Origin of the sequence: Vibrio sp. A8-1 (assembly GCF_013048685.1) — a bacterium.
Classification (GTDB): domain Bacteria; phylum Pseudomonadota; class Gammaproteobacteria; order Enterobacterales; family Vibrionaceae; genus Vibrio; species Vibrio metschnikovii.
Map to the genome: position 1 here is coordinate 1 of NZ_VHTC01000008.1, position 13,352 is coordinate 13,352.

The following is a 13,352-nucleotide window of genomic DNA, read 5'->3' on the forward strand; positions in this document are numbered from 1 at the left end:
ACCCTTCTTACTCAGCTGCCATACGCTGAAACTCTTGAGCAAATAGAAGCGCTACTGCCTTGGAACTTGGCTAAAGACTAGATCGTTGTGGTTGGAACATGAGTTATGCTGAGTAATGAGCGCTTACGCGGCTTTTTGCTATCTCTTGAAGTTAACGGGATTCGATCCTCCCGTTATTCAAGATACAGCTGACTAGATAGCTACTGCGCGCTCGCCTTGATAGATACAGAGCATATTTAAATAGTTATTAACCAGTTTCTGCATATCGGCCTCATCACGCGCTCGATTGGCTTGAACGAACAGCGAGTAGCAGATGCCGTGAAACAGGGTAGCAAGATCTTCAGGGTTATGTTTGCTACATACCTCTGAGCGCTCAATCGCTTTTGAAAAGACATTTTTCACTAGCAGTTGATTGGTACGATTACTCGACATAAAGAGTGGCCATACTTCATCACGCGTAGAGGCGCTCCACTCAAACCACACTTTTAACCAGTGACAATCGTCGATAGCCAAACTCACCATACCCGACGCGATATTGTGCATATTTTGCTTTGCATGCAAATCGAGATCGATATGGTCAGTTAAGAAATTAGAGAACTCACGCACCACAAAAGTGAGAACGTCATCGACGAGATCTTCACGGGTTGGGAAGTAATTGAATACCGTGGCTACTGAGACCTGAGCGATCTCAGCAATGTCAGCATGGCCGCCACGACCAATACCTCGTTTCGCGAAGACTTCTAGCGCGATTTCCATGAGTTGCTGTTTACGTTTTTGTGGAGATAGCCTTGTTCTAGGGCGTTTCTCAATAGATGCGTCCATAGTTGTTTTCCTTGCCAATTGACTGAGTTGTTGCGTATTTAGTTACGCTAATGATTTTTTTATAGTTTGTTTAAAAAACCGTATGAGTGTAATGGTGCATATGTTTCAAGTCAATACGTTGTGGGTAAAAAGTGCGCTTTGTTATGAAATGACTTGTCATTCAATGAGTTTTATTGATGGTTTAGCGAATGATGTTGATCATTCTGATATTAATAGGCGAGGGAAAACAGAGCGTTAAAGAGGGTAGGTGTTTTAGTCGGGTAATTATGCGCAGTAAGGTGGTGAAAGGTTAACACCCCGCGTCGGCGATGTTATTATACCTACCGAACCAACCTGCGATAGGCTGCACACTGGTGTCGAATGTCGCTCTAACCCATGAGATAGGTATGAAACATACAGTAGAAGTGATGATTTCTGAGCACGATGTTCAGCAACGCATTCGTGAATTAGGTAAACAGATTACTGAGCATTACCAAGAGAGTGAAGATTTAGTCTTGGTTGGATTATTGCGTGGCTCATTTGTGTTTATGGCCGACTTAGCTCGTGCGATTGATAAAATTCATCACGTCGATTTTATGACAGCATCAAGTTACGGCAATAGCATGCAAAGTTCGCGTGATGTACGAATTTTGAAAGATCTGGATGATGACATCAAAGGTAAAGACGTTTTACTGGTTGAAGATATTATCGATACTGGCAATACCCTAACCAAGGTTAAGGAGTTTTTAGCGCTACGTGAGCCTAACTCCATCAATATTTGTACTCTATTAGATAAGCCTTCACGCCGTGAAGTTCACGTCGATGTTCAATGGGTTGGTTTTGAAATCCCTGATGAGTTTGTTGTAGGTGTCGGTATTGATTATGCACAGAAATACCGTCATTTGCCTTACATTGGTAAAGTCGTGCCGCAAGAGTAAGATCAATCTTCACCTAAAAGTATGCCCACTATCATGTGGGCATTACCTCATCGCTTAAAGCGCATCCTAGCTATTATTTAACGACACAATAGCTGATGTTGTGGATTAAGGATCTTCTCCATCGCTTTATGATAGCTTCCGTCAACCAGTTCTTGAGAATCGCAGCGTAGACCTAAATACTCAAGCTTTCCATCTTCAATGCCATAGACCATACCATGCAGCTCAACGTCTTGACCACGTAACCAAGCGGTTTGCATGATGGTGGAGTTACCTAGGTTGTAGACTTGCTCTGCGACGTTAATTTCTGCCAGTTTGTCTGAGCGATCTTTCTCTGGCATCTGCTCTAAATAGTGGCGATGCTTAAAGTACAAATCGCGAATATGCAGCAGCCAGTTATTGATTAGGCCCAATTGAGGATTATCGATCGCTGCCGTCACACCGCCACAGCCGTAATGACCACAGACAATAATGTGCTTCACTTTTAGTACATCGACCGCATATTGCACCACCGACAGACAGTTAAGATCAGTATGAATCACTTGATTGGCGACATTACGATGAACAAACAGCTCTCCGGAGTACAATCCAGTTAAGCGTTCTGCTGGGACACGGCTATCCGAGCAACCAATCCATAAAAAATCGGGGTTCTGTCCTTTGGCTAACTTTGCGAAGTATTCTGGCCGTTCGGATTTGATTGACTCTGACCAACGAGAGTTATTTTCAAAAAGCTGTTTAAGTACTGGCATCTTCGTTCCCTTTATTAACTGAGCCAACTATACACAATGTGCTTACACGATTCTCTGATAAATTAGCAGATAGATTACTCATCTGAGCAGTTTATCATAGTGGTTTTTATGCAAAATAATCTTGTTCTCTACGGCTTATTTGAGGCAATGGTAGTGATGGGGGGATATTTTATTATTTCCTAATGTAAGGGGTTGAAAAAACGTCATCTCGCCAGCACATCTAGAGATGTTGTTATCGTCATAGCCTAGAGTCTGTAATTAATATGTATGCATTAGAAATTGATCAGTTGCGTAAAACCTATCAAGGTGGGTTTGAAGCATTGAAAGGCATTAGTTTAACGGTAAAAAAAGGCGATTTTTACGCGTTACTCGGGCCAAATGGGGCAGGTAAATCGACTACTATCGGTATTATTTCTTCTCTGGTGAACAAAACCTCAGGCCAAGTTAACGTATTTGGATATGATATCGATACTCATCTTGAACAGGCTAAGCAGTATTTGGGGTTGGTCCCGCAGGAGTTTAACTTTAACCCTTTTGAAACCGTAGAGCAGATTGTTATTCAGCAAGCGGGCTATTACGGTGTACCGAAGCGCTTAGCGAAAGAGCGAGCGAAAACGTATCTCAGCCAACTGGATTTATGGGATAAGCGCAAAGAGCGTGCTCGTAATCTCTCCGGCGGCATGAAACGGCGTTTAATGATTGCTCGAGCTTTGATGCATCAGCCACAACTGCTGATTTTAGATGAGCCAACGGCAGGGGTTGATATTGAGCTGCGTCGCTCGATGTGGGAGTTTTTAAAAAAAATTAATCAGCAGGGCATTACGATTATTCTGACCACTCACTATCTGGAAGAAGCGGAAATGCTCTGTCGTAATATTGGTATTATTCATCGTGGTGAGTTAATTGAAAACACCACCATGAAGGCACTGTTGGGTAAACTGAGTGTCGAGACGTTTATTCTCGATATCGATGATGAGCAGAAAGTGCAACCGTTATCCCAAGTGATCTCTCAGCGCATGGTTGATGGATCTTTAGAAATTGAACTCGATAAAAGCCAAGGCTTAAATGCCGTTTTTCAACAGTTAACTCAACAAGGCGTTAGCGTACGTTCAATGCGTAATAAGGCCAACCGCTTAGAAGAGTTGTTTGTCACGATTGTGCGTGATTCGAATCGGGGGGATAACTAATGTACGCTATTTATTGGACGGCTTTTTGTAGTCTACTGCGCAAAGAAATTACTCGTTTTACTCGTATTTGGGTGCAAACGCTGGTGCCTCCCGTGATCACTATGAGCCTGTATTTTGTGATTTTCGGTAATTTGATCGGTTCACGCATTGGTCAGATGAATGGCTTTAGCTATATGGAATATATTGTCCCTGGTCTTATCATGATGTCGGTGATCACCAACTCTTATTCTAATGTGGCTTCGTCATTTTTTAGTGCTAAGTTTCAAAAGAATATTGAAGAGTTATTGGTTGCGCCAGTACCGAATTACGTGATTATTGCCGGTTACGTGATGGGGGGAGTGGTACGCGGTCTGTTGGTTGGTGCATTAGTGACGTTTGTTTCATTGTTTTTTGTCAACTTACAAATCGAACATTGGGGCATTATCTGTGCAACGGTTTTTCTGACATCGATTGTATTTTCTTTAGGTGGATTAATTAACGCCGTTTTTGCGCGAACCTTTGATGATATTTCGATCATCCCGACATTTATTCTTACGCCATTGACGTATTTGGGCGGTGTTTTTTATTCAATCAGCTTATTACCGGACTTTTGGCAAGCGGTATCGAAAATTAACCCAATCGTCTATATGGTTAATGCATTCCGTTATGGTTTCTTAGGCGTTTCGGATGTTAATGTGGTGACTTCATTTAGCGTATTGGCGGTATTTATTATCGTCCTTTATTCGATTGCTCATTACTTAGTGAGTAAAGGTAAAGGATTACGCAGTTAATCACTATTATCGATGGGTATTGTCGATGGTTATCACCGATAGGTAAGCCACGAATAAAAAGGTCAACCTTTAGCAGGTTGACCTTTTTATTTAGAGAATCGCGCTCAATATACCGAGGGCAAAGGGTTACTCTTCTTCACTGCTACTTTTAGTATCAGCATTAAGTTCAACCACTTGATTGTCGATAAGTCTCACTTTACCTAAAAAAGCCGCCATTAAAATGACCGCTTGTTTACTCTCTGCACTGATCGGTAATAGGGTTTGCGCATCGCGAATAAACAGATTATCAGGCTCAATATCGGCCGCTCGTAATTGGTCAATTGCATCTTCAATGATCGAGGGATAATCATCTCGACCACCGCGGATGGTGCTGCTTATCCAACGCATCGTGCGGGCGAGTACGGGAGCTCGTTGACGCTCATCAATGGTTAATAAGTTATTGCGCGAACTCATCGCTAAACCATCCATTTCACGTACGGTAGCGACACCGACGATCTCAATGTCTAGACATAAGTCTTGAACCATTTGTCGAATGACGGCTAACTGCTGATAATCTTTTTCGCCAAAACAGGCGATGTTAGGCTGAACAATATTAAACAGCTTATTAACGACCGTCGCGACACCACGAAAGTGACCTGGACGGGACGCTCCTTCCAGCATCTGGGAAAGCCCTGGGACTTCAACAAAGGTTTGTTTATCCAGTCCATTGGGATAAATCGTCTCGGCAGTCGGCGTAAAGACCAACTCAACGCCTTCACTATTCAACTTACTAAGATCGTCATCTAAAGTGCGTGGGTAGTTATTAAGATCGTCGGCGCGTTCGAACTGCATTGGGTTGACAAAAATGCTAACCACGACAACATCAGCCAATTCACGGGCTTTACGAACTAAGGTCAAATGACCTTCGTGTAAATTGCCCATGGTTGGCACAAAAGCCACTTGGCGACCATCACGCTTATACTGTTTTATCTGCTCGCGAAGAGCTGAAATATCAGCAAAAGTCTGCATGGATTACTCCTTTAGGCAATAGTATGTGCATCATCAGGAAACGCGCCGCTTAACACATCAGCCATATATTTGGCGACCGCTTGGCGCATATCTCCTGTCTCTGCGAGGAAATTTTTGGAAAATTTGGGCATATAATTGGCCGAGATACCGAACATGTCGTGCATTACTAAGATCTGTCCATCGGTGCTGTTACCAGCACCAATGCCAATCACCGGAACGTCAAGTAACTCAGTGATCCTTTTCGCCAATGCTGCGGGTACACACTCTAATACAATCAGTTGTGCCCCTGCGTCTTGTAAGGCGATCGCATCTTTCACCATACGATCAGCTTTGTCTTGTTCACGACCTTGTACTTTATAACCACCAAAAATATTGACTGATTGAGGGGTAAGCCCTAAATGAGCGCAGACTGGAACGGCGCGTTCAGTGAGCATTTTGACCGTCTCAACCAACCAGTCGCCGCCTTCAATCTTGACCATGTTGGCTCCAGCACGCATCAGCTGAGCGGCGTTCTCACACGCTTGCTCCGGTGTAGCGTAACTCATGAAGGGCATGTCTGCCATCAGTAGACAATTTGGACTCCCGGCTCTCACACAGCGCGTGTGATAAGCAATATCGGCAATAGTCACTGGCAGCGTATCATTTTGTCCTTGCAGTACCATACCTAGAGAGTCACCGACCAGTAACACTGGCATTTCTTGGCTTTCAAACAATTGAGCAAAGCTCGCATCGTAGGCAGTTACCGTTGCAAATTTACGGCCTTGCTGTTTCCAGTTTATCAGGTCGTTAATGGTTATTTTTTTCATAGGATGTCCTTATACTCAGGTTGGCGAGTGCCAAATACTAAGTCCATTACGATCAACCTCTGAGAGTAGATCGCTCAGCTTAGTTCCATCAGGGAGAGATAAATCAGGGGCTATTTCATCTAGGGGGTAAAGTACGAATTCACGCACTTTCATACCGTAATGAGGTACCGTTAAGCGTGGTGAATCGATGATCTCATCGCCATAGAGAAGGATATCTAAATCGAGCGTTCTTGGCCCCCAGCGTTCAGCTTTACGCTCACGTCCTTGCTCTTGTTCGATAGCTTGAGTGCAATCTAGCAGAGCTAATGGACTGAGCTGAGTATCAATTACGACAACAGCATTGATGTATTCTGGCTGATCTTGGGGCCCCATTGGCGTACTACTGTACAGCGATGAGGCAGCAATAAACTGTGATTTCGGCAACTGTTTGAGTGCCTCAATCGCTTGTTTGGCTTGTAATATGGGCTTTGCTAAATTACTGCCTACCGCAATATAAGCGATGGTCATAGCGCTGTTTTTCCCTTAGGTTTGCGCTTACGAGTGGACGGTTTACGTCGACGAGTACTCGGGCCGTCACTATCCGCACTGTCTAAGTCGTTGACCATGGCTTGGCGCATATTACGACCCGCATTTTGGAATGTTTGCCACCATTTCGCGAGTTTTTGCACGTCGCCGCCTTCAATCTCACCACGCATTTCAAGGAAATCAAATCCAGCGCGGAACTTATTGAGCTCTAATAAGCGGAAGGCGCGTTTGCCGTTACGACGAGGTAAACGCAACTGCATCTGCCAAATTTCTCGAATGGTCGTGGTATGGCGACGTGGAATCGCAATCGACTTAACGACTTGGTCGAGAATATCGTTGCTTGCTTCCATCACCGCATCGTAAAAATTAAGCGCTTTGGATGCCATTAATTGTTCAGCGATCGTGACCATTGGATACCAAAGAAATGCGGCAAACATAAAGGCCGGATTGATGCGTTTACCTTCTTCGATACGTAAATCCGTAGAGTCAAGCACCAAATCAAGCATCTGCTCGGTTTGTGATGAGTAATCTTCCGTAAAGTATTCAGCAACCTGCGGGAATAACTGTTGGAACAGGTTGTACTCACGCATCAAATGATAGGTCTCTAAACCATGACCACTTTGCAGCATTTTCAGCGATTCTTCGTACAAGCGTGCCGAAGGGATTTCTTTTAATAGTGGAGCCAGCGTTTCAATCGGGGCGGCGGTATCTTCTTCGATATCAAAATCCAATTTAACGGCGAAACGAATCGCGCGCAGCATGCGCACCGGATCTTCACGATAGCGAGTTTGTGGATCGCCGATTAAGCGGATCAACTTATCATCGAGATCTTCAATACCACCAGCATAATCATGAATACTATAGTCAGCAATGTTGTAGTACATCGCATTGACCGTGAAATCACGGCGTTCAGCATCTTCATCGATGGTGCCATACACGTTATCACGCAACAGCATGCCCGCTTCTGACTGCGCTGCGATGTGTTGATTGATCTCTTGATGATGACCGCGGAAAGTGGCGACTTCAATCACGTCACGACCAAACATGATGTGTGCTAAACGAAAGCGGCGGCCAATCAGGCGACAGTTACGAAATAGCTGACGGATCTGCTCTGGGGTCGCATTGGTGGCAATATCAAAATCTTTTGGAGTATGGTTGAGCAATAAATCACGCACACCACCTCCAACTAAATAAGCATCGAATCCCGCACCGTGTAAGCGGTACAAGACTTTTAAAGCATTTTCGCTAATCAACTGCCGAGAGATATTATGCTCTTGGCGAGTGATTACGTTGAGCGCAAGCTCTGGGTATACGCGAGGTTCGCGTGTTTCTAATTCATTATTATTCATGTGCATCTGACAATGATTGGTGTTGGCTATTCAAGCGTTGTGGTGCACCTGTTGTGGCTTAAATGGGCCGAATTTCGGCTAATAATAGCGTAGATAGCGCCGTTTGAGAATCACGGTGTGATCTTTGTCGCTTCAGGGAGCTGCGCGACTTGCCAATGTTGACTTCCCCAATGAATGATTTCGTCGAGCTGAGCATCGATAACTTCGTCCGGTATTGCAAAGCCTAAAAACTGCATCGCGCGAATCAACGTCGGTTTGGGATGTTCAATATCAATCGCTGGGGCGTGATTTTGTTTAGAGAGTTTATTCCCGTTACCATCTATCGCCAATGGTAAATGTAAGTAGTGAATCGGCTTTTGTTGTAAAGTGTGATACAGGCTAATTTGTCGCCCGGTTGGCTCAATCAAATCGGCACCACGGACCACTTCAGTGACGCCTTGTGCGATATCATCAATGACCACGGCGAGATTATAAGCAAATAAGCCATCACGACGTTTGATGATAAAATCTTCTTCCGCTAATGGCTTAGGAATGGTGATGTTACCTTGTTTTAGATCGGTAAATTGATAAGTCGGATAGTCCATGCGTAGACGAATCGCACAAGGTTGGCGCGGATTGAGGAATACCCCTCGGCAAGTGCCAGTATAAAATCCACCGCTTTGCTTGATCTGTTGGCGAGTGCATTGGCAGCGATAAGCTTGCCCTGACTTAAGCCAAGCATCGATTTGGTCTTGATAGAGAGTGTGCCGCTGGCTTTGATAAACCACTTCACCATCCCATGTTAAGCCATAGGCTTCCAGTGTTTGTAAGATCGATTGTGCCGCGCCGGGCATTTCTCGTGGCGGGTCGAGATCTTCTATGCGCACCAGCCATTTCCCTTGCTGACTTTTGGCTTGAAAATAACTGCCCAACGCGGCAATCAGCGAACCAAAATGCAGTGGACCAGAAGGTGAGGGAGCAAAGCGACCGATGTAATTCATAGTGATAACAGTTAAATGTAGTAAAAAATACAGTCCGTTGAGTCGGAAATAGCTGCGGCAGAGTAACCGCGCTAGCTTGCAATAGTAAGCAAATCACCGCCAATAAAAAAGGAGCATGGTGCTCCTTTTTTATCATCAATCAGCGTTGCGACTGTGGTTAGCCCATCATCTGCTTTTCTTTGATTTCTGCCAGTGTCTTACAATCGATACACAAGTCTGCCGTTGGACGAGCTTCTAAACGGCGAATACCGATTTCAACACCGCAAGATTCACAGAAGCCGAAATCGTCTTCTTTGATCTTATCGAGCGTCTTTTCAATTTTTTTGATCAAGCGACGTTCACGATCACGGTTACGCAGTTCTAGGCTGAATTCTTCTTCCTGAGACGCGCGATCCACGGGATCGGGAAAGTTTGCTGCTTCATCCTGCATATGGTGAACGGTGCGACTGACTTCTTCCCTAAGCTGGTTACGCCAAGCTTCTAAAATTTTAGTAAAATGAGCGATCTGATCCGGCGACATATACTCTTCACCGGGTTTGGTCTGATACGGCTCAACACCTGCAATGGCTAGGGTGCCTAGCGTTTTCTTTTTGGATTCTGGCATACAGCATCTCCTACTAACACCTAGTCAACTGCGAGAGCAGTTAATTTGAGGCGGGTATCTATAGCAAAAAGAAGGGCCCGAGGCAAATACTCAATCGTAAACTTATCGTCAATGTGAAGGTGTCATCATTTTTTTTACTGTGAAGGCACAAACTCGATTGGCGATACTAATTGGATTTCTCGTGGTGAAAGTTGCGCTTTATAGCACAGTACTTCGACACCGGCTTCTTGAGCCATGGTTAACAATTGTGAATAGTTCGCGTCAATATGGTGAGCGATAGAGACTTTTTCAATCCCTGAATGCAAAACAGTGAATAAAAGTACAGCTCTACTCCCATTTTTGGCCATTTCGGTCAGTTCACGTAAGTGTTTTTGTCCTCGTAAGGTTACCGCGTCTGGGAAATAACCTTGACCGACAGATGGCTTTCCTACGTGATGATTGAGAGAAGGATCATCAAGTAAGGTGACACTTTTCACTTCTACATAACAGTTTGGCAAATCTGGACCACTAAGCAAGAGATCAATTCGGCTATTTTCTTGGCCATATTTTACTTCGCTCTGTCGCTGAGGGTAGCCTTGTAGCTCCTTAATCGTCCCGTTTTCAATCGCTTCCAATGCCAATTGATTGGCTCGTAAGGTATTCACCACAATCTGTTGAGAGGAGAGGGTTTCGGTGAGTTCCCAACTGTGTGGATATTTACGCTTAGGATTGTCGGAGGTGGAATACCATACTCGACTGCCGGGTTGAGCACAGCCGGTCATTGCCCCTGTGTTGGCGCAGTGGATAGTCATGATTGAGCCATCGTTTAATTGGACATCGGCTAAAAAACGTTTGTAGCGTTTGATTAAGATGGCGCTGTGTAGCTCAGGGATAAATTGCATCCGATAACCAGTTTGATAAGGGAAAAGCTTATTTTATACGTTAAAAACAATCTAAAGGCACGTTGAGTGATTCGGATTGACCATCAATCATGCTTATCGCGTTTGGTTTTTTACTGTTTGTACAAGGTTTGCTTTCGGTACATAACATAATGTACTGAAAGTAAGTTAGTTGGGTTTCACTACTGTTTTTATGTACAATACTGCGTTGCTTTTTGAGAAGGACGCTATTTTGTCAGCTTTACCTATCGATGCGGTTATTCCTGAATTACTTCGTGCTATCCAACAGCAAAATCAAGTGATCCTTAAAGCGCCTCCAGGAGCAGGGAAATCGACCCGTTTTCCGTTACAACTTTTGCAGGCTAATCTGATCGACGGCAAGATTATTATGCTGGAGCCGCGCAGACTGGCCGCGCGTAATATTGCCTATTATTTAGCACAGCAATTGGGTGAGTCGGTTGGCCAAACGGTGGGTTATCGAGTGCGTGGTGAGAGTCAGGTTAGTGCACAGACTCGCTTAGAAGTCGTCACTGAAGGGATCATGACGCGGATGATTCAGCACGATCCAGAGTTAAGTGGTGTCGATTTAGTGATCTTTGATGAATTTCACGAACGCAGTCTCCACGCGGATACCGCCTTAGCGTTCAGTTTGGAAGTGCAAATGGCATTGCGTGATGACTTGAAAATTGTTGTCATGTCAGCAACTTTAGACAGCTCTGCATTACAAACGCTATTGCCTCGCGCTGGTTACCTTGAATCACAAGGACGCAGTTATCCCGTCACTGTTGACTATCGTCCGCTATCGGCTAATCAAACTTGGCAGGCGGTGATGGAGCAGCAGATCCGTGGCTTACTCACCCAGCACAGCGGATCGTTACTGGCATTTTTACCCAGTGCGGCCAGTATTGCTCAGTTACAACAGCGGCTCAGCGACTTGCCTAGCGAGATTAGCGTGCATGGCTTATTTGGTCAGATGCCTTTTGATCAGCAACAACAAGCGCTGCTTCCTGCCAAGAGTGGTCAACGTAAAGTGGTATTAGCGACCAATATTGCCGAGACCTCATTAACCATTGAGGGCATTCGCTTAGTGGTTGATTCAGGGCTTGAGCGGCGAGCTCGTTTTGATTTGAAAACGGGTATTACTCGCCTAGAACAGGTCAGAATTAGTCAGTCTTCGGCTCAGCAAAGAGCCGGGCGTGCGGGGCGTTTAGAGCCTGGTTTGTGCGTGCGACTGTACAGTGAAGCGCAGTTGAAGCAGCAGCCATCCACACCACCACCAGAAATTTTACACAGTGATTTAGCCTCGCTGGCTTTAGAACTTGCCCAATGGGGAGCGCAATCAGCCAGTGATTTATTATGGTTAGATGTGCCTCCTCCATCGGCGCTTGAGCAAGCTCAAGCGTTGTTGGCTGATTTACAATTACTGGATACGCGGGGGCAACTGACTAGCGCGGGAAAACAAGCCCATCAATTAGGTGTTGAGCCTCGACTAGCAGCCATGCTCATTTGGGCGGCAACTCAAAGCCCCGCTTATTTATCGACGGCTGTGGCATTAACGGCCTTATTGGAGGAGCCTGAACGGCAAGTATTGGATATTCAGCACAGTCTGCATCGTTGGCAGCAGCGGTTACACCGCCAATCTTCCCGATTGGATCAGCGAGCGAGCTCATTAGCGAGTCTATTAAGCACTCGTTTTTGTCTTTCAGATGTGGATGAACGATTGCTGGCCAGTGTTGCCTATTTTGCGTTTCCTGATCGTTTAGCCCAGCAACGGGGGCGTCATGGGCAATATGTTTTAGCTAATGGTCATGGTGCCTTTACCTTTGATGATCATCCTCTTGCCAGTAGTCAATATTTGCTTGCGCTGGATTTGTTGCGTGGCCAGCAGCAAGCAAGTCAAATTTTTACGGCTCTGCAGGTTGATATTCAATCATTAATTACCGATCACCGTGAGCGTCTTATCGAGCAGGAGTGGGTTGATTGGGATGATAAATCCCAGCGCTTTGTTGCGGAAAAGCAACAGCGATTCGGTAAGTTACTGATTGCTCGGCAAGTGCTTCCTGCCCCTGAATCTGAAAAAATCACCGAGGCTTTACTTAATTTTGTCCAGCGCCAAGGGCTTTCAGTATTACATTGGGATAGTGCTAGCCAAGAATGGCTTGCGCGGGTGCGCTGCGCTTGCCAATGGCTGCCGGAAGAGGCATGGCCCGATATGAGCGATGAAGGGTTATTGAATCATCTGGCAGATTGGTTAGCGCCTTATCTCATCGGTATTCGTTCTGGAAAGGCTTTGCAGCAAGTGCCGATTATTGAAGCTCTGAATGCCTATTTAGCTTGGCCATTGAATCAGCAATTAGACGAATGGTTACCCACTCATTATCTTTTGCCAACGGGTACACGAAAAAAAATTCGTTATCAAGTTGGGTATGATCCGGTGTTGTCGGTGAGAATGCAGGAAGTCTTTGGTGAAAAAAGCTCGCCGTTGATAGCGAAAGGACGGGTAGCCGTGGTAATGGAGTTGTTATCCCCCGCACAACGCCCTCTACAGATCACCCGTGATTTAGCCAGTTTTTGGCAGGGCGCTTACCGCGATGTACAAAAAGAGATGAAAGGGCGATACCCAAAACATATTTGGCCGGATGATCCGGCTAACCACAGTGCGACGACAAAAACGAAACGACATCTAAACTCATGACCAATAAAAAAACTCCGCTTAAACGGCCAGCTTCGAAAAAAGTCGAGCCTACCAATAAAGCATCG

Annotated in this window: 13 protein-coding genes; 4 read left to right on the forward strand and 9 right to left on the reverse strand. The window is 45.2% G+C overall.

Features of this window, described 5'->3' with window-relative positions:
* Positions 1–192: 192 nt before the first annotated feature.
* The gene (locus FKN93_RS06030) at positions 193–822 is read right to left on the reverse strand and encodes a LuxR/HapR/OpaR family quorum-sensing transcriptional regulator (RefSeq protein WP_170904688.1); all 630 of its coding nucleotides are present in this window, start codon (positions 820–822) and stop codon (positions 193–195) included.
* 386 nt (positions 823–1,208) lie between these two features.
* Between FKN93_RS06030 and hpt the strand changes: the two genes are divergently transcribed.
* The gene (gene hpt / locus FKN93_RS06035; RefSeq protein WP_004394241.1) at positions 1,209–1,739 is read left to right on the forward strand and encodes a hypoxanthine phosphoribosyltransferase; all 531 of its coding nucleotides are present in this window, start codon (positions 1,209–1,211) and stop codon (positions 1,737–1,739) included.
* Between the two features lie 77 nt (positions 1,740–1,816).
* Here the strand turns inward: hpt and can are convergent, their stop codons facing one another.
* On the reverse strand, positions 1,817–2,485 hold the full coding sequence (can, locus tag FKN93_RS06040; RefSeq protein ID WP_004394240.1) for a carbonate dehydratase: 669 nt from the start codon (positions 2,483–2,485) through the stop codon (positions 1,817–1,819).
* Positions 2,486–2,748: 263 nt separating this feature from the next.
* Here can and FKN93_RS06045 point away from each other — a divergent pair, with 263 nt between their 5' ends.
* Together FKN93_RS06045 and FKN93_RS06050 are read left to right on the forward strand one after the other, a co-directional pair.
* Positions 2,749–3,672: an ABC transporter ATP-binding protein gene (locus FKN93_RS06045; protein WP_154170172.1), complete on the forward strand. Its 924-nt coding sequence runs from the start codon at positions 2,749–2,751 to the stop codon at positions 3,670–3,672.
* Positions 3,672–4,442, forward strand: coding sequence for an ABC transporter permease (locus FKN93_RS06050; protein ID WP_004394238.1), 771 nt, complete (start codon positions 3,672–3,674; stop codon positions 4,440–4,442). Before FKN93_RS06045 ends, FKN93_RS06050 begins: the two co-directional genes overlap by 1 nt.
* Before the next feature lie 126 nt (positions 4,443–4,568).
* Here the strand turns inward: FKN93_RS06050 and panC are convergent, their stop codons facing one another.
* The 7 genes from panC to sfsA all read right to left on the reverse strand — a co-directional run bounded on the left by panC (position 4,569) and on the right by sfsA (position 10,595).
* Positions 4,569–5,450 carry a pantoate--beta-alanine ligase gene (gene panC / locus FKN93_RS06055; protein ID WP_154170174.1) on the reverse strand — a complete coding sequence of 294 codons (882 nt, stop codon included), beginning with the start codon at positions 5,448–5,450 and terminating at the stop codon, positions 4,569–4,571.
* An 11-nt stretch (positions 5,451–5,461) separates the two neighbouring features.
* A complete protein-coding gene (gene panB / locus FKN93_RS06060; RefSeq protein WP_170904689.1) occupies positions 5,462–6,256 on the reverse strand; it encodes a 3-methyl-2-oxobutanoate hydroxymethyltransferase in 795 nt (264 codons plus the stop codon).
* 15 nt (positions 6,257–6,271) lie between these two features.
* Positions 6,272–6,763 (reverse strand): 2-amino-4-hydroxy-6-hydroxymethyldihydropteridine diphosphokinase, encoded by a 492-nt coding sequence (folK, locus tag FKN93_RS06065; protein ID WP_158138875.1) that lies wholly within the window; start codon positions 6,761–6,763, stop codon positions 6,272–6,274.
* On the reverse strand, positions 6,760–8,130 hold the full coding sequence (gene pcnB / locus FKN93_RS06070) for a polynucleotide adenylyltransferase PcnB (RefSeq protein ID WP_115152524.1): 1,371 nt from the start codon (positions 8,128–8,130) through the stop codon (positions 6,760–6,762). Before pcnB ends, folK begins: the two co-directional genes overlap by 4 nt.
* Before the next feature lie 110 nt (positions 8,131–8,240).
* Positions 8,241–9,110, reverse strand: coding sequence for a tRNA glutamyl-Q(34) synthetase GluQRS (gene gluQRS, locus FKN93_RS06075; protein WP_170904690.1), 870 nt, complete (start codon positions 9,108–9,110; stop codon positions 8,241–8,243).
* Positions 9,111–9,267: 157 nt separating this feature from the next.
* Positions 9,268–9,714: an RNA polymerase-binding protein DksA gene (gene dksA, locus FKN93_RS06080; RefSeq protein ID WP_072671411.1), complete on the reverse strand. Its 447-nt coding sequence runs from the start codon at positions 9,712–9,714 to the stop codon at positions 9,268–9,270.
* A gap of 134 nt (positions 9,715–9,848) precedes the next feature.
* Positions 9,849–10,595, reverse strand: coding sequence for a DNA/RNA nuclease SfsA (gene sfsA, locus FKN93_RS06085; RefSeq protein WP_154170180.1), 747 nt, complete (start codon positions 10,593–10,595; stop codon positions 9,849–9,851).
* A 229-nt stretch (positions 10,596–10,824) separates the two neighbouring features.
* Here sfsA and hrpB point away from each other — a divergent pair, with 229 nt between their 5' ends.
* A complete protein-coding gene (gene hrpB, locus FKN93_RS06090) occupies positions 10,825–13,287 on the forward strand; it encodes an ATP-dependent helicase HrpB (protein ID WP_170904691.1) in 2,463 nt (820 codons plus the stop codon).
* The last annotated feature ends 65 nt before the right edge of the window (positions 13,288–13,352 follow it).